The organism is Arthrobacter sp. 05L417 (genome assembly GCF_056397865.1).
Map to the genome: position 1 here is coordinate 100,311 of NZ_JBFTOG010000005.1, position 20,519 is coordinate 120,829.

Sequence of the window (20,519 nt, forward strand, 5' to 3'; positions counted from 1 at the left end):
TTTAGCGGCCGCTTCTGATTCAGCCGGTGGTTCTCGCTATTGAGCGAGAACCACCGGCTTTTTCGCGTCTTCGGGTTCTCCTTCCTGGGCCCGCAGTCCCGCAGCTACGGGTGATTGTTAGCGGTATAGCTGGGTGCACGAATGGGCACTTGCTGCTCAGAGCTTGGCGTTGCGGTTTGTGAACCTTTTTGGATTACAAAAGGACCGGATTCTCTGTGAGGGGGTTCAGGCGGGCAGGACATCTCTTGCTCGGCTGGAGTCAGGCCGCCGGGCCGCGGAAATCGTCCAACCTTCGAGACCTGAGACAGCGCCTTATGGCGCGTTCGCCCTATTGAGCCTTTTGCTCGTGGTTGATGTCGGGGAGTCCACTCGCTTGTAGCGCCTCCTTGTGTGATGTCAGAGCCGAAGTGTTCGATTCGGCCGTTTCACGTGAAACAGAGTTGGCCATTCGGTAGATGCCGGGAGACTTCCGTTGTCGAATTCAGTACCAGGGCGATCCTCGCGAGCACTGAGTCGATACGCCGTTTCACGTGAAACGAGGCTGACCGCTCGGGAGGCTTCGATTTGCCTTTGTGGTGTTTGGACTGAGGACATGTTCCTTGCCATCTGGCACTTGCATATGTTTCACGTGAAACAGGATCAGCACAAGGGTCGCGGGGTCGCGGGGCACTGCCGAGTTTGCGGCATTGTTGCAGACACTGGCCGTGGCTGAATTCTTGCCTGTGCTGATGCCGTATAACATCAGCCTGGCTTGCTGATTCATATGCCTTGCGAACTCCCGATCCTGCTGGCTGCGTGAGCGTATCGCCTGGCTGTGTGGCCGTATCGCCTTGCCGGGTGAGCGCATCGCCTGGCTGTGTGGGCGTATCGCCTGGCCGGAGGAGGAGGACCGCCCCGATCACCTCTTCGCTGACAAATAGGTGTGTTCTGCGGGAACTCCACTGTGCTGGATGTTTCACGTGAAACGCCATGCCGGAATGGGGCTGCGCCAAACGCTCTTCGGCGCGGACTCGATAGGACTCGCTGCCAGAGTCCTTCAAGAAGCAGCGGGCCCCGACAGATCGGCGCGACGTACTGTGAGCATCACACAAGACTCGAGTGCCCGGCCGCACCACGTCGCCGGGCAGCTGCTCCTCCAGCCGGATTCTCAAGCCTGGGATTCTGAACGCGGTTAGCGCAATCTACCTAGTTGCTCACACAATCTAATTAGATTGTTTCAACACACGTAGATCCGCTTCCACACTCATCAGCCCAGTCCATCGTCGATGCCAGGACATCAGGAGCTTTCGGACACAGCTCGGCACTCGGATAGGCACAGGGGCCGTGGTCGCCCAGAGTCGGCGGTCGAGCCCTTTCTCACGATGACCGAGGACAAGCCACCATAGCCCTGCGGTTCGATGACGGACCCGGGATCTGTCCGCTGACACACCTCGATCCTCGCGAGCCGGCAGGCCGTGGACATCATTCTCAACAGCTATGGGGGTGACGATGGGATTTCGCGGCTCCCACACGCCCTCGATTCCGGGATGTATCTCACAAGCAGACTCAAAGAGTGCAACAGAGTGGCTCGGAGTAGGACACTTGCAAAAACACCAGTGGAGGAGGCAAAGCAGCTGCCTTCGAGCCATCGGAAGGGATAGGGGCCCGGAAACAGCGCCACAAGACTCAGGACACCGCCACTTTAATCACACGCGGCACTGCAACAGTCGTACGAACGGGTCAGCTTAACCCTCAAATTCGGTCGGGCAGGTTCCATCGAGCCGGCCAATCAGCGACTGACTCGCGCTTGAACTCCCAACTCACGACTCATCGTGGCGGTCGGCCTTTCGAACGCCATGCCCGGATAGTAGCGGCGCGTTCGCTAATGGAAAGCGGTCCACGCGAACCATCCCAAGGCGCACATCCTAGAAGCCAACGTTGCAGCCTTCGGCTTCAGTTCCCACGGCCGAAATTGGGGTGGAGGGAAATTCAAGAGGAGCCAAAAGAGCAGTCCGGGGGCTGCACCTCGGGGATTCTGGTCAGGACCTTTGACCCTAAATGGCGGGCGAACCGGCGTCGGCAGCCTTCCGTTCGAGCTGTTGCCGCGTGCCTCGACGGACCTTGCGCGTACGTCCAGCCCCTGACCACGAGTAACGAAAGCAGCCTGGCAACAATCGCGGACATGGCAGGAGGATCATTCAAACGCAAAGGAAGCACCGGCGTCATGCATAGGGTCTTGCGGGAGCGGTCTATGGAGGCCCCCTTGGCCTGGCATCTCCAGACCTGGCACAAGTGCAGCACGCAAGCTCGCAGTTAGAACGCTCATCAGTTGCGGGGTTGGCAGGATGGGTTGGCTTAGGATGGAGAGCATGGACTGTACGCCGAGGTATCGGAAAGACACCAAACCAGCGAAGACACTTGGGTGTCCGGGTGTGTGGTTAGTCCAAGCAGTCGAAGAGGTGGACCGCGGGTGGTATTCCGAAGGGCGAGTGTTCGTCCAAGCAAAGGGGCCTGCGGTTCACCTACAAGTCTTCACCGCCCAACATACTGGCTGAGGTCCGGCTTGGAACAGGGCATGCGCGGCGTCATTGACGATTGATTGGCCCAAGCCGTTACCCGGTAGCAATGAGGACGGTCGACCTTCTCGGCGCCGTAACAGCGCCAAGACTGGACGAGCCCCAAAGTAGGCGAGTGTGCGGCCGTTGCGGGTCTCAGCACTAGATCTACATAATCCGTAACGCTCCTTCTCACCTCAGCGCATTGGTGCGCCTGTGCCCATAGGACAATTTCGCCCCGCAGTTCCCCCTCAGTTAGAGAATGTTGCTGCCACGTGGAGTAGCCGGAGCAGTCGCAGTTTCACGTGAAACATGACGGGACCATGGTGCACCTGCTCGTTGCACCGAGCGCGGGAGGCACCAGAAATCCGCAATTGCCGACCAGCAGTACAAGCATTAGGCACAACACAGGGCCAAGCTACCGCAGCAACGGAATCCTCGCCGGGAGAGATATCCACCGACCGCTCGGAAGTTATGCACAAAGTTATCCACAACGATATCCACCGGTGAAGAATGGTCGTCCGCGCGGCTCTCCCGACGTGGAATGGAGCGAGTCCGGCGCGAGTAGGGGCGACGACCAGGGGTCCAGAACAGATCAAAGCTTCGTCTGGCCTGGATTGCGCATGAAGGGTCAGAAATCGGCCAGAATCAGGCCAAATTGGGGTGTAAATGACCAGCTTGCAGACCGTGGCTCTGTTTCACGTGAAACAAGGCCATCGAAGAGCTCAAGGAGCACACGAGTATCAACGCCGCCTGGACAAAAACTAGTTCGGTGCAGACCGCCACACCCTCAACCCGGACCACTTATCAACAAAGTTATCCACAACGATATCCACCGCTGCTCCCGGACTTTTCAACAGCGGTTTGTACGCGTCAACGAGCCAGGGCCATGGCGCCGGCGAAGCAGAGACGCGCTTTCTCCTACCCCAGGGGCTCACCCAGCGTGCCTCAATTCTCCGCGACCTTCCGTGTCTTGAATCATCGATAGCGGATTGCCAGGGTTCTGGAAGTACCGCATGTGCCTGTCTCAATGGTCCGGCAGGGGCCTACCGAGGATCGCATCCGGCTGTCACTAGATCTCTAGAATTTGGCATGCCGATGTGACCCCGCAGCCGATCGCCACCGCCCGACGGCTCCGAGCACGGTGTGCGGCCGGCCCATGGCTTTGCCCGGAGAGAGTGCCCACAGTCCAGGCTCAATCCCTATACACCACGGACCGCGGTGTGGATCGACATGGACGTCACGCACCCTACTAGTCGCTCACCATCCAGGCTCTCCCAGGTCGCCCATCGCCGTAGGCACGAACCATCGGGAAGTCGTATCCGAGGGTGGGCCACTAACAGAGTGAACGGGTGTGCCCGTGCGCCACGGACGACCAGAGCATGACGAGGCTGGGGGAGCCGCCGCCAATTGATGCCTTCATCCCATGCGATCACGGCAGGTAGTACCAGGCTGCGCCCGACTGTGAACATCGTCCCGAGAACCGGTGCCGGATCCAGCACGGGTACTGCGACACAGATCCTGAGCCTCGTCAGGTCAGGAGGGTACGGTCACGTTGTCGCTGAGACCGTTTGCGATATCGCGTTCGATACGTGGGAGCCAACTGCGAGGGAGACCTGGGGACTCACACGGCCCAAGGGAGGCACCAACCGTACTGGACGCGTCCGCACAGAGAACATGCAACAACCCTGACGCCGGACGGGACAGGGCCCGGCTCAACAGTGCCACCCCGGTTGAAACCGGCAAAAATGCTTTCGTCCCTACCGACCTCGTTCTCCGGCGAGCAGGGGACCAGCGCCGGATCGCTGACCTCGACTGAGTGCTGCAGGCACCAAATGTGCAATGGGGTCTGCGTCGCTCAGATCCGCACCCTACAGCGACAATCAGCGCAGTACCCAGCCACGCGAAGACAATCAACAGCGTGCCATCAGCAACCCTTTCGCTGGCTCCGAGGCCATGCGCAGCGCCCGCCGGTGGCAGTTCCCCATGGCCAGCCCCAGTGCCAGCTCCTGGCTATCCCTCCTTCGATAGCTTCAGAGCGCCGCCCAATTCTGCACCGACCCATACGCATTCACTACGGTAGCAATACTTCGCACCGAGCAGCGCGGGCTCCGGCGGATAGTGCTGGCTCCACACCGGACCAGTCGGCCAACCGCAAGACCCCGCGCGCATCCGCCGCACGGTGTCCACGCACGCCTGCCGAGACCACTTTCAGCCCTGCTTCGTGCAGCGAAGGGCGCCGAGCCCTGACCTTAGTGCATCTGTCTGCTGAGAGGCGATGGCAGCCCGCGTTGTGACTAGGCGGCGCCGGAAGGCCTAGTTGGACCCATCACAATTACTACGAACGCTCCTTCGATGGCTCGGGCGGTTGCGACCCAACCTTGGGCGGAGGGTCGACGGTCTATTGTCAGATCCCTGAGACCCCACCTTCCAAAGGGTGAGTGGAGAAGGGAGAAGCGATGGATCAACAAAGCTCCGAGCCGTCTCGCAGAGGCGCGCCGCTGAGCATTCATTCGTACTGCGAGTGAACTACCAATTATGGAAGCTATAGCCACCGCATCGAGTGTTGTCGTCGATCGAGCCTGCTGCAGGTCAGTGTTTCACGTGAAACCGAAGGAGTCGCCCGTCCCACCAGGCCGTCTGAAGAGCCACCACTCAGGCCGGTTCACGTCCCACCTTCCGAGGCCCTATGCGGTGACTGTTCCACGTGAAACATCGTGAACCGCTATGGCGCGCACAAGGCGTTGATTCACTTGGACACGCATGGATCCAGACCGGCCCACGATGGAGGATGTAGACCTGACGGACAAGCAATTGAGCGAGGCTTTTGAGGCTCGAATGTACGCGTTCCGGATGCTCGTAAAAAAGGCAGGCGAACCCTGATGTTTCACGTGAAACTCAAGGAAATGAACTCACGGAAAGATTGGGGGAGGCCAGGCACGCCACCTAACGTAACAGGCTGTCGCCTCACTTTATAGGACCACCCAAGATGCTGGAACCGAAAGACTCCCGCGATTGCACGAAGCACTCATGCGTCTTAGAGCGGCGCGAACCCACCATCCTCACCGGAGCGCCAATGAGAAGCCCTCGATCCCATCAGCCTTCTCACTGCTGCCGATCGTTTCACGTGAAACACCGACGTAGCGCCGCGATACCCGAGTCCTACCAATCTCCACGATCGTTCGCGGATACAAGCGAACCGAACTCACCCCAAACGATAAGGGCCAGGCGCTGCGGGCGGCCTCACAGCAACGGATACTTCAGAGTCAAATCAGAACCAAATGGAAGCCAGACGCACAGAATTGCGCGCGTCGAGGGCAGATGGTTCCCAAGCCCGGCCACACAGGAAGTACGGGCAAGCAATCTCAGACAGCAGTTCACAGCCAGGCACAACCCCCGAACGCGCACGTACAAAGTGCCGTCGAGGATGAACCCCTCCCAGGAACAGTGCAATATCCATGCACGCCCAGGAGACTCTTAAAAGAAAATGGGATCTGCCTCACTAGAAGCAAACCCCAATTCCGTAGAAGTCGAGCGACTAGCCCTCGTCCGTCGGTGACAAAACATCCATAATGCGGTTTAGATCCTCAACGCTTGCGAACTCAATGCTGACTCGACCCTTACGGGCACCCAAGGTGATCTTCACATTGGTATCGAGCCGATCCGAAAGAGAGGAAGCAAGGTAGTCGAGACGCTCATGCCGTGCATTAGGGCGCGGGATACTGTTCTTCGGCGGAACCGTAGGATCCTGGTACAACGCCACTGCTTCCTCAGTTGCACGTACGGACATTCCTTCGGCGACAATCTTCTGAGCGAGACGTTCCATCGAGGCCGCATCAGGGAGAGCGAGCAATGCACGTGCGTGGCCGGCCGAGAGCACGCTTGCCGCGACGCGCCGTTGTACCAAGGGAGGAAGTTTGAGGAGGCGAAGGGTGTTGGACACCTGCGGCCGCGACCGTCCGATCCGATCAGCTAGCTGCTCGTGTGTGGTGCCGAAGTCTTCCAGGAGTTGCTGGTATGCGGCTGCTTCTTCCAAAGGATTCAGCTGACTGCGGTGGAGGTTCTCCAGCAAAGCATCGCGCAGGAGGTCGTCATCATTGGTATCGCGAACAATCGCCGGGATGGTTTCGAGCCCGGCGGCCTGTACTGCCCTCCATCGACGCTCACCCATCACCAGTTCGTACGGTTCTCCACCCTTTTCAGTTGAAGTCCGTACAACAATTGGCTGGAGTACGCCTATTTCCTTGACGGAGTGAACCAGCTCCGCCATGTCGTCCTCATCGAAGACGCTGCGCGGCTGCTTCCGGTTGGGATGAATGTCCCCAACCGGAATTTCGGCAAAGCGCGCCCCGGGTACTTCAACGAGTTGAACCTCGGACGATTCCGCGGCATACGACTCAGAAACGGCGTCATCGGCAGTGGCATCGGCCGGCTCAGACACGGCCGGCTCCTCAACGGTGGTGACCTTCGCGGCGGGCGACTTCGAAGCAGCACCCTTTGCCGCCGTCGTGCTCTTGGAAGAGGAGCCTCGCGACGGAGAGCTCTTCGCTACTTCGGTTTCAGGCACCTCAGGCGTATCCACCGTCTCCGGGGCCTTGCGCGCCTCAGGGAAGAAGAGGTCCACAGGGCGGGACGTCGGAACGCCATTGCCCGATGCACCAGCCGAAGCGGAGCTGGGAATGAGAGCCCCAAGACCCCTACCCAGGCCTCGTCGCTTTTCGCTCATTAGTATGTCCCTCCGGTGGAATGGCAAGAATAGAGCCCGCCAAGGATATTGCAGTGATTCAGAAAGTCTAACGCTCGGCGATTTCCGCGGCGGCTTCCATATAGGACAACGCGCCGCTGGATGACGGATCGTAGGTCATCACCGTCTGCTGGTAGCTCGGGGCCTCCGAGATTCGCACGGAACGTGGAACCACCGCGCCGAGAACCTGGTTCGGGAAATGTTGACGGACTTCGGAAGCCACCTGCGCGGCCAGGTTCGTGCGGCCGTCGTACATGGTGAGGAGAATGGTGGAAACGACCAGATCAGCGTTAAGGTGCTTCTGGATCATTTCGATGTTCTTCAGGAGCTGGCTCAGCCCCTCCAGTGCGTAGTACTCACACTGGATCGGGATGAGTACCTCGCTGGCGGCGCAGAAGGCGTTAACGGTCAGCAGGCCCAGGCTGGGCGGGCAATCGATGAAGATAAAGTCCAGGCGGGCTTCACCGTTCTTCGCCCGTTCCTTCGAATACACATCGATTGCGCGGCGCAGACGCTGCTCGCGTGCAACGAGGGAAACCAATTCAATCTCAGCGCCGGCCAAGTGAATGGTTGCCGGCGCGCAGATGAGATTGGGAATATCGGGGCAAGGGGCCACAACGTCACGCAGCGGAAGGTCGTTGATCAGCACATCGTAAATACTGTCGACGTCGGCGTGGTGCTCAATGCCGAGGGCAGTGGATGCATTTCCCTGGGGATCGATGTCGATCACCAGGACATTGAGTCCGGCGGAAGCCAAGGCGGCCGCAATGTTGACCGTGGTGGTGGTCTTTCCAACGCCACCCTTTTGATTGGACACCGTGAAAATGCGGGTCTTCTCCGGCTTGGGAAGCTCGCGTCCCAGCAGCCGTTCGCGACGTCTGGTCTCGTTGGCGAGCTGGCGTGCAATAGGGCTGGAGTCATCGATGGAGTCCATGACGTTGTCGTGTCCGACAATCAGGGTTTCACGTGAAACAGCGGCGTTTGCAACTGAATTCGTACGCATCAGCGCAGATTCAAAAGACGCCGAAGGTGCAGCCATGGCCCGAGCCGACCCCAAGGAAATAAATGGCGGGATCCGCTGGGTGGAGGTTTCGCTACTGCCCACTGTCACACTCTCACTCTCATTCGGCTCTAGCTGCCGTTCTCTAGCTTAACCGCTCAGTTGCGGACACGCGGGACACAGCGCCGAAGCTAAGCGATCTTCCGCTGTTTGTTAACGACGATCCTGACCACAGTGGTGGGTTCCTCCAAGAGCTCCTGCCCACAAACCACAACAGACGTTTCCACGCCGCCGAGCCTGCGGATGACTTTTGCTGCTTGCTCAATCTCCTCGGCAGCACTGCGGCCCTTGATCGCCACCACTTCACCCTTGCCGTTAAGCAAGGGAATGGTCAATCCGGCGAGCTTGGACAGGGCAGAGACAGCCCGTGCCGTGACAACGTCCGCGTCGACCATTCCCACCGCGAGCTCGGCCCGCGTGCGCATGACGGTCACATTACCCAGCCCAAGGTCGTCCACTACTTCCTGAAGCCAAATGACGCGCCGCTCCAGGGGTTCGATCAGCGTGAGTTCAAGATCGGGACGCGCGATTGCCAAGCACAAGCCGGGAAGGCCCGCACCGGAACCAACGTCTGCGACGTGGCTTCCGTGGGCTATTGCCGACTCGATGACGGCGCAATTGAGAACGTGCCGGCTCCACAGGCGGGGAACCTCGCGCGGGCCAATCAGCCCGCGCTCGGTTCCGGATGTCGCCAAGTGTTCTACGTACCGCTGGGCGAGCCCAAGCCGGTCACCGAAAATCTTCTCTGCCGCTTGGAGTTCGGCTGCCGTGATTTCAACCATGATCCGTTAGTCGGCCGAAACCACGATGTGGCGGCCGGCGCCTTCGCCCTCGGACTCGGATACGAACCCGAGGTCAGCCACGGCGTCGTGCACAATCTTGCGCTCGTAAGCGCTCATAGGTTCAAGGGCCACCGGGGCGCCGGTCTCCTTCACCTTCGCGACGGCGTCTTCGGCAATCTGCTGAAGATCGCCGGCACGTTCCTTGCGGTAGCCGTTGATGTCGAGCACCAGGCGCGAGCGGTTCTCGGTCGCCGACAGCACGGACAAGCGAGCGAGTTCCTGAAGGGCTTCGAGCACTTCACCGTCGCGGCCTACCAGGCTCTCAAGCCCCTCGGAGTCGTCTTCGGCTGCGATGGAGATGTAGGTACGGCCGTTGCGGATCTCAATGTCGATGTCGCCGTCGATGTCGGCAATGTCGAGCAGTTCCTCGAGGTAGTCTGCGGCGACGTCGCCCTCTTCCTCGAGGCGGCTCACGGAAGTGCCCTTGCCGGCGGGAGCGCCCTCTTCGGAAGTTTCTACTGTGGCCTCTGCCGGTTCCTCGGTGGCGGCAGCGGCCGTTGCCTCTTCGGTGCTTTCAACAGACATTACTTCTTCTTCCTGTTCTTACGTTGTGGCTGGATGCGCTGCTGTGCCTTGACCTCGACGGCGGCCACTTCAGCGGCGACGTCTGCGTCCTTCTTACCGCCCAGAAGGGGGTGGGAGGGCAGGCCCTTGGCGGCGCGACGCTCAGCGAGGGCTTTCGCGGCGGGAGATCCCGGCGTCGGCATGCGGCGGATGACAAAGAACTGCTGGCCCATGGTCCAGAGGTTGGTGGTGGTCCAGTAGATGAGCACACCGATCGGGAAGTTGATGCCACCAACACCGAAGACGAGCGGCAGGATGTAGAGCATCATCTTCTGCTGGCGCATGAACGGGCTGGCCATGGCCTCTTCGGACATGTTCTTGGCCATGATCTGCTTCTGCGTAATGAACTGCGACGCCGTCATGGCGAGGATCATCACGATGGAGAGGACCCACACAACAGTCTGGTCGCCGCCGCCGCCTCCGTGGAGCAGCGAAGCCGAGAGGGGGGCGCCGAAGATGCTGGACGCATCGAACTGCACTACCTGCTCGTGGCTCAAAGCGCCGATGCCGTTGCCGCTTTCCTTCGCAGCACTGATACCGGAAAGCACCTGGAACAGCGCGAAGAAGAACGGCATCTGGATCAGCATGGGCAAACAAGCGGAGAACGGGTTGGTGCCGTGCTTCTTGTACAGCGCCATCTGTTCCTGCGCCATCGCCTGGCGGGAGAGCTGGTCCGTCTTGCCCTTGTACTTCGCCTGCATCTTCTTCAGATCAGGCTGAAGCAGCTGCATGCCTCGCTGTGCCTTGATTTGCTTGACGAAAACAGGAATCAGGGCGGCACGGATCACCAGCACCAAACCGATGATGGACAGCGTCCACGTCCAACCGTTCTCCGGAGGCAGGCCGATGAAACTCAGCCCGTCGTGGAACCCCAGCATGATCGCGGACACTAGCCACTTGAACGGGGCCAGAATTGTTCCAAAGATGTCCATACGTTTTCCCTATTTCCTCAGGCCGCTGTGCGGCGACCGTCTTCATCAGACCACACAGCCAGGAACTGGTCCGGGTTGTTCAGTACAACAATTGTGGGCGTCTGGCCTTCGGGCCAGTGACGATGTCCGGCTGGGACGTGGTCCACGCCGCCGGCGTTCCAGGGGTGGCAACGCGCTAGGCGCCGCACTGCGAGCCAGCTTCCCTTGACGGCACCATGTACCGTCACCGCTTCGAGGGCATATGCCGAGCAGGATGGGAAGAACCGGCACACCTGGCCGTATAAGGGAGAGATGATCCTGCGATACGTCTTCAGCAAGATGATGAGGACGTTGCGCGGCAGCTCCCACAGAAAAGTTCCGAGGATCCTCGGAGCGACTCTAAAGAAGCGGACGACGGCGGAGCTCAGCTCATGCACGCGGTGTCCCTTCCGTTGTGGTGCCCTGGGTGGGCGAAACAACCCGCGGAGAGGATCCGCCGAGCCGTTTCGTGGTTGCCGCCAAGGCGGCATTGTAATCCGTCAGCAGCTGGTCCCAGCTCGCCGTCGCAGCCGCGGGCAACGCCCGGACCACGACAGCAAGACCCGTGCCATGCCTATTCAAAGACAAAGCACCTGCTTCTCTCAGTCTCCTCTTAACGAGGTTCCTGGTCACAGCGTTCCCGACAGCTTTGGAAACGATGAAGCCGATGCGGCTCGGTTCTCCGGCACCAATAGGTGCCGTATATAACACTAAGTTCCGGCGTCCATTGCGGACGCCGGAACGTACAGTTGTTGAAAAGTCGGTAGAAGTCCGCAGACGGTTACGGGTGGCTAGCACCTATTGACTCGCTTGGAAGGCTGACCGACGAGTCAGTTATTTAGGCCGACAGTTCGACGCGGCCCTTGCCACGACGGGCGGCCAGGATGGCGCGGCCGGCACGGGTGCGCATACGAAGGCGGAAGCCATGCTTCTTGGCCCGACGGCGGTTATTCGGCTGAAAAGTCCGCTTGCTCACGTTAGTTACTCCAGTGGATCAAAGGTGCGCCCACCCGATCAAAAGGGGAAGAACTGGCCGACGCTAAGTTTATTGTGTATCCGCCGCCGCCCAACGCCGGATTTACCGGAAGTGCGGGTGGTCGAAAAGCGGACACATAGGACTTCACAACGTTAGGGCAAAAAGACCCCCGAGGTCAAACCGGGAGCCACCGTGCCCGATATCCCCAGCTGTGGCTAAGTACGCCCGCCAGCCTGTGGATGAAGTGGCTCACAGACCCCGTTTCAGAACCACAACGGTGTAATTATCCACAAGCTTGTTCCCAGCTATCTTCTGGAGTTTCCATCCCCTAGAGTGTCTCAGTAGCCGATTATCCACGGACTGTGCATAACCCTGTGGATTCGGTTCGGAATCCACTCATGGTTTGGACCTTCGGCTGCCGCAATCCAGGCAAGCAAGCACTCGAGGGAACCAATTGATGACGGTAGACGAAGCCAACCACGCCAACACGGTCGGAAGTTCCTGGCGGCGGGTGCTGAGCCTGCTGGAACAAGACGATCGCGTCACACCCCGGCAGCGCGGTTTCGTTATCCTTGCGCAGGCGCAGGGCCTGATCGGCTCCACCCTCTTGGTGGCCGTACCCAACGAATTGACCCGCGAGGTTCTCCAGACGCAAGTCAAGGACGCCCTCGATGACGCCCTTCGCAGCGTCTTTTCCGACGATATCCGGTGCGCGATCGACGTCGACACGGATCTGGTGCCCATCCACGAAGAGCCGGCCCCCGCCGTCGAACTCTCTTCCGCGAACGACCTGGCCGTGGAACTGAAACCGCAGCCCACCCCGCCGAGTACTTCGCACGAATTCGGCCGGCTGAACCCGAAATACGTCTTTGACACCTTCGTGATCGGTTCTTCCAACCGCTTTGCCCACGCAGCCGCCGTCGCGGTCGCCGAAGCACCGGCCAAGGCCTACAACCCGCTGTTCATCTACGGCGACTCCGGGCTCGGCAAGACGCACTTGCTGCACGCGATCGGCCACTACGCCCGCCGGCTCTACAGCGGCATCCGCGTGCGCTACGTGAATTCCGAAGAGTTCACCAACGACTTCATCAACTCGATCCGCGACGATGAAGGCGCCAGCTTCAAGACCACGTACCGCAACGTCGATGTGCTCCTGATTGACGACATCCAGTTCCTTGCAGGCAAGGACCGGACGCTGGAAGAGTTCTTCCACACCTTCAACGCCCTGCACAACAACAACAAGCAAGTGGTCATCACCTCGGACCTGCCGCCCAAGCAGCTGGCCGGCTTCGAGGACCGCATGAAGTCCCGTTTTGAGTGGGGCCTGCTGACCGATATCCAGCCGCCGGAACTCGAAACCCGCATCGCGATCCTCCGCAAGAAAGCCCAGAGCGAGGGACTGTCCGCGCCCGACGACGCCTTGGAGTACATCGCTTCCAAGATCTCAAGCAACATCCGCGAGCTCGAAGGCGCGCTGATCCGCGTCACTGCGTTCGCCAGCCTCAACCGCCAGCCCGTCGATGTGGCCCTCGCCGAAATGGTGCTGAAGGACCTGATCACCGACGACGGCGCCCAGGAGATCACGGCCGACCAGATCCTGAAGCAGACGGCTGACTATTTCAAGCTCAGCATGGAAGAGCTTTGCAGCAAGTCCCGCACACGCACTTTAGTGACCGCGCGGCAGATTGCCATGTACCTTTGCCGCGAGCTCACGGACATGTCCCTGCCCAAGATCGGCCAGGAGCTAGGCGGACGCGACCACACCACCGTGATCCACGCGGACCGCAAGATTCGCGAACTGATGGCCGAGCGCCGTGTGATCTACAACCAGGTGACAGAGCTGACCAACCGCATCAAGCAGCAGCAACGCGATTCCTGAGTCCCTCCCTCGAGCCACTACATACCTTATTAACAGGCACATGTGGATAAGCCTGTGGATACTTAAGGGGACAAGCGCGGTTAATGGGCTTAAAACCCTTAAGGTGTCTGTGGATCGTTAAAAACGGCCCTGGGGGTTATCCACGTCCACACCCTGTTTAAAACCCCTGTCGCCCACATGTCGTGAACAGGGGTTAACCGCGGAACCGCGGGTCCAGAGGCAGTTATCCACAGTTTCCACAGGGGTTATTAACACTACTAATCCCAAAAAAATGAATTCCCTCAAATAACAATCTCCTTCCGCCCACCCGCCGACGCAGCCCGTGGCTGCTTCGAACCACAAGCCAGCAAGCCGGGGATGGGTTAATGCCCGAAGTTCCGGCTAAGCTGTCTGCATCGCGTCCATCCTTGGCGCTGCTTTGTAGTTCGCTCACTGCGGACCATGCAGCTGCCGAGTTCGGGGCGCTGGTTTTCGGGGCTCCTGCGGGAGTTTCCGGTGGAACACTGGCAGCAGCAATGAAAGGCGGCACCCTTCCGTGAAGTTCAGAGTCGAGCGGGATGTCCTGGCAGAAGCCGTCACATGGACAGCCCGGTCCTTGTCTCCGCGGCCGCCCGTCCCGGTACTCTCAGGTCTCCTGCTCAAGGCAGAAGCCGGAACAGTGAGTCTCTCGAGCTTTGACTACGAGACCTCCGCCCGTCTCGAGATTCCGGCTGACATCACCACCGAGGGAACCATCCTGGTTTCCGGTCGCCTCTTGGCCGATATCTGCCGCAGCCTCCCTTCGGCGCCTGTCGACATCGAAACCGACGGCAGCAAAGTCACCCTCACGTGCCGTCGAAGCAGCTTCCATCTCGCCACCATGCCGGAATCCGAGTACCCGCCACTTCCGGCGCTTCCCGCCATCAGTGGAACCTTGCCCGGCGACGCCTTCGCCCAAGCCGTTTCGCAGGTCATCATCGCGGCCAGCAGGGATGACACCCTGCCGATCCTTACCGGTGTCCGGATGGAGATCGAGGATGACATGATCACCCTCCTCGCCACGGACCGTTACCGCCTCGCCATGCGGGAAGTGCCGTGGAAGCCCGTCACCCCGGGAATTTCCACGAGTGCCTTGGTGAAATCCAAGACCCTCAACGAGGTGGCCAAGACGCTCGGTGGCAGCGGCGACATCCACCTCGCCCTCGCTGATGACGACAGCCGCCTGATTGGCTTCGAAAGCGGCGGGCGCACCACCACTTCCCTGCTCGTCGACGGCGACTACCCCAAGATCCGGTCCTTGTTCCCGGATTCCACGCCGATCCACGCCACGGTCCAAACCCAGGAACTCGTTGAAGCCGTTCGCCGTGTGTCCCTCGTCGCGGAACGAAACACCCCGGTTCGCCTGGCGTTCACCCAGGGCCAACTGAATCTCGACGCCGGTACCGGCGAAGATGCCCAGGCATCCGAGGAACTGGAAGCCCAGCTCAGCGGCGACGACATCACCGTGGCCTTCAACCCGCACTACCTGGTGGAAGGCCTGGGCGTGATCGAGACCAAGTTCGTGCGCTTCTCCTTCACCACGGCACCCAAGCCAGCCATGATCACCGCCCAGGTTGACGCCGACGGCGATGACAAGGGCGACTACCGCTACCTCGTGATGCCCGTCCGTCTCCCCAACTAGTCCCCACCGCCTCGCAAGTCCCCACCGGCTCCCAGCCTTCGCAAGCTCAGGCAGGGGCCCTCGCCGGAGGGGCCCCACGGCCAGGGAACGGTCGGGTCAATACCAAAACCACCAGCGCAGAAAAGAGTTCACACCGTGCACATCGGACTGATCGGCCTTGGAAAAATGGGTTTCAACATGCGCGAACGCATGCGCAACGGCGGAATCGAGGTCACTGGCTTTGACCGCAATCAGGACATCGCCGACGTCGCATCCGTTGACGAACTGATTGCTGCCCTTCCGGCTCCGCGCCTGGTCTGGGTCATGGTTCCCTCCGGCGACATCACCGATGCCGTGATCAGCGAACTCGGTGAAAAGCTCTCCGCCGGGGACATGGTGATCGACGGCGGCAACTCACGCTTCACCGAAGACCAGAAGCATGCCGCCTTCCTGGCATCCAACGACATCCGCTTCGCCGATTGCGGTGTTTCGGGAGGCGTCTGGGGCCTGCAGAACGGCTACGGACTCATGGCAGGCGGCGCGGACGAAGACATCGAACTGGCCATGCCGGTATTCGACGCGCTCCGTCCCGAAGGCGATCGTGCCGACAGCTTCGTCCACGTGGGCGGCGTGGGAGCAGGACACTACGCCAAGATGGTCCACAACGGCATCGAATACGGTCTGATGCAGGCCTACGCCGAAGGCTACGAACTGCTCGCCGCCAAGGACATTATCAAGGACCTTCCCGGCACCTTCCGTGCTTGGCAAAAAGGCACCGTGGTGCGGTCCTGGCTGTTGGACCTCATGGTCAAAGCCCTGGACGAAGACCCGGGCCTGGCCTCCATCGGGGACTACGTCGAGGACTCCGGCGAAGGCCGCTGGACCGTTGAAGAAGCCATTGCCAACGCGATCCCCGCGCCGGCAATCACCGCCGCGCTCTTCGCCCGCTTCTCCTCCCGCGAGGACAACTCACCGGCCATGAAGATGGTGTCCGCGCTGCGCAACCAGTTCGGCGGACACGCCACCCGCCCGGCCAACTAAGTCCCGGCCGACCAGCAGTACGCGTGTACCTCGAACATCTTTCGCTGACCGATTTCCGCAGCTACGCGCAGGTTGACCTCAAGCTCGGCCCCGGGGTCACCGTCCTCGTGGGGTCCAACGGCATCGGCAAGACGAACCTCATGGAAGCCATCGGATACCTGGCCACCCTGAGCTCGCACCGAGTCAGCACGGATGCGCCCCTCCTGCGCTTCGGCACGGAGCGCGCTTTGATCCGGGCGAAGCTTGTCCGCGGTGAACAATCCACCGTGGTCGAGCTCGAAATCAATGCCGGCCGTGCCAACCGTGGCCGGATCAACCGCGGAAATCCCGTACGCGCCCGCGACATCCTGGGCATTTGCCAGACCGTGCTCTTCGCCCCCGAAGACCTGGCCCTGGTCAAGGGTGATCCGTCCAACCGCCGGCGCTTCCTCGACGAGCTGCTGGTCAGCCTCATGCCAGTGCATGCGGCGACCCGCAGCGACTACGACCGCGTGCTCAAACAGCGCAACGCCCTGCTGAAATCGGCCCGCACCGGAAAATTCACCGCGGGCCACGAAGCAACGCTCGATGTTTGGGACCAGCACATGGCGCGGGCCGGCGCGGAACTCCTGCATGCACGGCTGGAACTCGTGGAACGGCTTCGACCCCACCTAAACAGCGCCTACGCGCAACTGACGGATGGATCGAAGGAAGCGGGCGCGATCTACCGCTCCACTATCCAAGGCGTGTTGGACGACGACGGCGGTCCCGCCGAACGTCTGGCTGAGGGTTCAGAGGGGGTTGAGGACCTCCGCCTGCTATCCGTGGAGCAACTCACTGAGCGTTACGTCCAGGCTTTCGCCGCCTCGCGCCGCAAAGAGTTGGAACGCGGAATTTCCCTGGTCGGACCCCATCGCGACGAACTCGAACTGGTTTTAGGCCAAGCTCCGGCCAAGGGCTATGCTTCCCATGGCGAAACATGGTCCATGTGCCTCTCCCTGCGCCTGGCCTCGTACTACGTCATGCTCGACGACACCCGTACCGGGGGTTCTGCTCCGATCCTCATCCTCGACGACGTGTTCGCCGAGCTGGACGTGCAGCGCAGGCGTAAACTGGCTGCAATAGTGGCCGGCGCCGAACAGGTTTTGGTGACGGCCGCCGTCGACGCCGATATTCCCGAGGAACTGGCGGGGCGGCGCGTGAAGGTTGTGCCCGGAGGCATTGATGGAGAAGGATAGCCCCGGCGGACGCCAGCCGGGCAGGGACCCTGACGAGATTGACGCTGCCCAATCAGCTTTGAACCGGATGCGCGAAGCGGCCGCTGCGCGGGGCGAAATCCGTCGCGCCGCCCCGCGGACGGGTACCGCTCCGAAACGCAAGGGCGTCCGGGACACCCGAGGATTCAGCCAATTCCATGGCAGCGGCCGGGACCCGCTTGGTTTGGGGAAAGTCGTCGGGAGGCTCGTGGCCGAACGCGGTTGGACATCTCCAGTGGCCGTGGGCTCCGTGATGGCCGAGTGGGATGCCTTGGTGGGACCGGAGATTTCCGCACATTGCACTCCGGAGAGCTTCACCGACACCACCCTGCATGTCCGCTGCGATTCCACCGCGTGGGCAACGCAGCTCAGGCTCCTGAGCACCAGCCTCCTGGACATGTTCCGAAAAGAACTCGGAGACGGTGTGGTGACGTCCATTCAAGTGCTCGCGCCCACCGCGCCGAGCTGGCGCAAGGGCGGACGAAGCGTCAATGGGCGGGGCCCCCGGGATACCTACGGGTAACTTCCCCGGCACCCGGGTGAGCGCATTTGCTTGAACGGCGCACAGGGGCGAGAAACCTCCCCGGACCGTATAGCTCCCTAGAGGGTGCCGTTTTGGCAGCTTGCAGATGCGGCCAGCGGCCTCCCAGAGCTACTTTCCTGAGCATAAGGGCCGGGTTTTGCAAGGAACTGCGCTTAGTCACGATAGAATCGGCATAGACAACTGGGCGCCGGTGAACGTCGATTGGCTCCGCTGAACAGCACTTGTAGAAGCGGATCCGCCAATCACGAAGTAGCCGGCGTTAGCAGTGACGTCCCTGTTGGCGGCTGCCGTATCCCTGTGGTGTGTCCTGACGGACGTGCTTCCTTGGTGCGGTGACGGCCGGCGACCATCGAACACGGAGGAGTCGAAAGCGCCTGTGGCTAACGACAATGCAGAGACCTTGGCAGTAGATCCCGCGAAGGAGAACGCCCACAAGCCTGACACACCCTCGGGGTCCAAGGAGTACGGTGCGAGCGACATCACCGTTCTTGAAGGTCTCGAAGCGGTGCGCAAGCGCCCGGGTATGTACATCGGATCCACAGGCCCGCGCGGCCTCCACCACTTGGTGTACGAAGTGGTGGACAACTCGGTGGACGAGGCCCTTGCCGGGTACTGCAGCCACATTGAAGTGACCCTCCAGGCCGACGGCGGCGTCAAGGTGGTGGACGATGGCCGCGGCATCCCCGTGGACATGCACCCCACGGAGAAGAAGCCAACCGTCGAAGTTGTCATGACCATCCTGCACGCGGGTGGCAAGTTCGGCGGCAGTGGCTATGCCGTGTCCGGTGGCCTCCACGGCGTCGGTATTTCCGTCGTCAACGCGCTTTCGCGCAGGGTAGACACCGAGGTGCGTCGCCAGGGCCACGTTTGGCGGATGAGTTTCGCCGACGGCGGCAAGCCACAGGGCGGGCTCGTCCAGGGCGAAGCTACGGACCAGACCGGAACGTCCCAGACGTTCTACCCGGACGGCACCATCTTCGAGAGCACCGATTTCGATTTCGAGACTCTCCGCGCACGCTTCCAGCAGATGGCCTTCCTCAACAAGGGCCTGCGCATCACGCTCACGGACGAGCGTCCTGTCGCAGGAGCAGGCGACGATGACCTGGATCTTGACGCGGTTGCCACTGACGGCGAAGTGGCGGCTGAACACCGCACCGTCGTTTACCAATACAACGACGGCTTGCTCGACTACGTGAAGCACCTGAACTCGAACAAGAAGGTGGACGTCGTCCACGAGGACGTCATCGCCTTCGAAACCGAGGACATTGGGCGACACATCGCCGTCGAGGTCGCGATGCAGTGGACCACGGCCTATTCCGAGAGCGTCCACACTTACGCCAACACCATCAACACGCACGAGGGCGGCACCCACGAAGAAGGTTTCCGTGCCGCGATGACATCGCTCATCAACCGCTACGCGCGCGAGAAGACCATCATCAAGGAAAAGGATGACAACCTGACCGGCGACGACATCCGCGAGGGCCTCACGGCCGTCATCTCGGTGAAGTTGTCCGAACCGCAGTTCGAGGGCCAGACAAAGACCAAACTGGGTAACTCCGAGGTCAAGGGCTTCGTCCAGCGGGTGGTCACCGACCAGCTTGGTGACTGGTTGGAGCGGAACCCCGGCCCAGCCCGCGACGTCATCCGCAAAGCTGTCCAGGCTGCCCAGGCCCGGATGGCGGCCCGGAAGGCCCGCGACAACGCACGCCGCAAGAGCCCCCTGGAATCCTTTGGTATGCCGGGCAAGCTGTCCGACTGCTCGTCGAAGGACCCATCGCGCTGCGAGGTCTACCTCGTGGAGGGTGACTCCGCGGGCGGTTCGGCCAAGCGTGGCCGGAACCCCGAGACCCAGGCCATCCTGCCGTTGCGCGGCAAGATCCTGAACGTGGAGCGCGCCCGGTTGGACAAGGCCCTTGGCAATAATGAGGTCCAGTCCATGATCACGGCCTTTGGTACCGGGATCGGCGAGGACTTCGACATCTCCAAGCTGCGGTACCACAAGATCGTCCTGATGGCCGATGCCGACGTGGACGGCCAGCACATCACCACGCTGTTGATGACCCTGCTGTTCCGCTACATGCGTCCGCTCATTGAGAACGGCTACGTCTACCTGGCCCAGCCGCCGCTCTACCGCATCAAGTGGTCGAACGCCCCTCACGACTACGTCTACAGCGACCGTGAACGTGACGCCAAGCTGGTTTCCGGACAGGCCGCCGGCCGCCGTATCCCGAAGGACAACGGCATCCAGCGCTACAAGGGCCTCGGCGAAATGGACTACACCGAACTCTGGGACACCACCATGGACCCGGACCACCGCACGCTCCTGCAAGTCACCATGGACGATGCCCTGGCGGCGGACCAGACCTTCTCCGTGCTGATGGGTGAGGACGTGGAATCGCGCCGGAACTTCATTCAGCAGAACGCCAAGGACGTCAGGTTCCTGGATATCTAGAGACTTCAAAGCCCCTAGGAATATTCCAGTACTGACATATACCTGAAACGGAAATCATA

At 60.9% G+C, this 20,519-nt stretch carries 14 protein-coding genes; 6 read left to right on the top strand and 8 right to left on the bottom strand.

The annotated features are described in order from the left end of the window. Positions 1-6,072: 6,072 nt before the first annotated feature. From AC1DJW_RS06740 to rpmH, 8 genes are all read right to left on the bottom strand, one after another. Positions 6,073-7,260, bottom strand: a complete 1,188-nt coding sequence (locus tag AC1DJW_RS06740) for a ParB/RepB/Spo0J family partition protein (RefSeq protein ID WP_284751010.1) — start codon at positions 7,258-7,260, stop codon at positions 6,073-6,075. A 67-nt stretch (positions 7,261-7,327) separates the two neighbouring features. Beyond that, a complete protein-coding gene (locus tag AC1DJW_RS06745; protein ID WP_284751009.1) occupies positions 7,328-8,383 on the bottom strand; it encodes a ParA family protein in 1,056 nt (351 codons plus the stop codon). 86 nt (positions 8,384-8,469) lie between these two features. Further along, positions 8,470-9,120 (bottom strand): 16S rRNA (guanine(527)-N(7))-methyltransferase RsmG, encoded by a 651-nt coding sequence (rsmG, locus tag AC1DJW_RS06750; protein WP_059388861.1) that lies wholly within the window; start codon positions 9,118-9,120, stop codon positions 8,470-8,472. Between the two features lie 6 nt (positions 9,121-9,126). Beyond that, positions 9,127-9,705, bottom strand: coding sequence for a Jag family protein (locus AC1DJW_RS06755; RefSeq protein WP_284751008.1), 579 nt, complete (start codon positions 9,703-9,705; stop codon positions 9,127-9,129). Next, positions 9,705-10,676 carry a membrane protein insertase YidC gene (gene yidC / locus AC1DJW_RS06760; protein ID WP_284982770.1) on the bottom strand — a complete coding sequence of 324 codons (972 nt, stop codon included), beginning with the start codon at positions 10,674-10,676 and terminating at the stop codon, positions 9,705-9,707. Before yidC ends, AC1DJW_RS06755 begins: the two co-directional genes overlap by 1 nt. Before the next feature lie 17 nt (positions 10,677-10,693). Beyond that, positions 10,694-11,092, bottom strand: a complete 399-nt coding sequence (gene yidD / locus AC1DJW_RS06765) for a membrane protein insertion efficiency factor YidD (protein ID WP_425550475.1) — start codon at positions 11,090-11,092, stop codon at positions 10,694-10,696. Next, positions 11,085-11,492, bottom strand: coding sequence for a ribonuclease P protein component (gene rnpA / locus AC1DJW_RS06770; protein WP_078107069.1), 408 nt, complete (start codon positions 11,490-11,492; stop codon positions 11,085-11,087). The genes yidD and rnpA overlap by 8 nt, the downstream gene beginning before the upstream one ends. A 40-nt stretch (positions 11,493-11,532) precedes the next feature. Next, entirely contained in the window at positions 11,533-11,670 is a 138-nt protein-coding gene (rpmH, locus tag AC1DJW_RS06775; protein ID WP_011776797.1) for a 50S ribosomal protein L34, read from the bottom strand. Between the two features lie 457 nt (positions 11,671-12,127). Here rpmH and dnaA point away from each other — a divergent pair, with 457 nt between their 5' ends. The 6 genes from dnaA (at position 12,128) to gyrB (ending at position 20,460) form a co-directional block, all read left to right on the top strand. After that, positions 12,128-13,549, top strand: a complete 1,422-nt coding sequence (dnaA, locus tag AC1DJW_RS06780) for a chromosomal replication initiator protein DnaA (protein WP_284751006.1) — start codon at positions 12,128-12,130, stop codon at positions 13,547-13,549. Between the two features lie 535 nt (positions 13,550-14,084). Next, the gene (gene dnaN, locus AC1DJW_RS06785; RefSeq protein ID WP_390281493.1) at positions 14,085-15,209 is read left to right on the top strand and encodes a DNA polymerase III subunit beta; all 1,125 of its coding nucleotides are present in this window, start codon (positions 14,085-14,087) and stop codon (positions 15,207-15,209) included. Between the two features lie 135 nt (positions 15,210-15,344). Beyond that, the gene (gene gnd, locus AC1DJW_RS06790; protein ID WP_476901022.1) at positions 15,345-16,229 is read left to right on the top strand and encodes a phosphogluconate dehydrogenase (NAD(+)-dependent, decarboxylating); all 885 of its coding nucleotides are present in this window, start codon (positions 15,345-15,347) and stop codon (positions 16,227-16,229) included. 23 nt (positions 16,230-16,252) lie between these two features. Next, on the top strand, positions 16,253-17,446 hold the full coding sequence (gene recF / locus AC1DJW_RS06795; RefSeq protein WP_284751003.1) for a DNA replication/repair protein RecF: 1,194 nt from the start codon (positions 16,253-16,255) through the stop codon (positions 17,444-17,446). Beyond that, positions 17,433-17,987 carry a DciA family protein gene (locus AC1DJW_RS06800; protein ID WP_284751002.1) on the top strand — a complete coding sequence of 185 codons (555 nt, stop codon included), beginning with the start codon at positions 17,433-17,435 and terminating at the stop codon, positions 17,985-17,987. Before recF ends, AC1DJW_RS06800 begins: the two co-directional genes overlap by 14 nt. Before the next feature lie 397 nt (positions 17,988-18,384). Then, entirely contained in the window at positions 18,385-20,460 is a 2,076-nt protein-coding gene (gene gyrB / locus AC1DJW_RS06805) for a DNA topoisomerase (ATP-hydrolyzing) subunit B (protein WP_284751001.1), read from the top strand. The last annotated feature ends 59 nt before the right edge of the window (positions 20,461-20,519 follow it).

Coding starts and splice junctions, on each gene's coding strand:
- AC1DJW_RS06740 (WP_284751010.1), bottom strand. CDS start 7,260: ATGAGCGAAAAGCGACGAGGCCTGGGTAGGGGTCTTGGGGCTCTCATT.
- AC1DJW_RS06800 (WP_284751002.1), top strand. CDS start 17,433: ATGGAGAAGGATAGCCCCGGCGGACGCCAGCCGGGCAGGGACCCTGAC.
- dnaA (WP_284751006.1), top strand. CDS start 12,128: ATGACGGTAGACGAAGCCAACCACGCCAACACGGTCGGAAGTTCCTGG.
- yidC (WP_284982770.1), bottom strand. CDS start 10,676: ATGGACATCTTTGGAACAATTCTGGCCCCGTTCAAGTGGCTAGTGTCC.
- rsmG (WP_059388861.1), bottom strand. CDS start 9,120: ATGGTTGAAATCACGGCAGCCGAACTCCAAGCGGCAGAGAAGATTTTC.
- AC1DJW_RS06755 (WP_284751008.1), bottom strand. CDS start 9,705: ATGTCTGTTGAAAGCACCGAAGAGGCAACGGCCGCTGCCGCCACCGAG.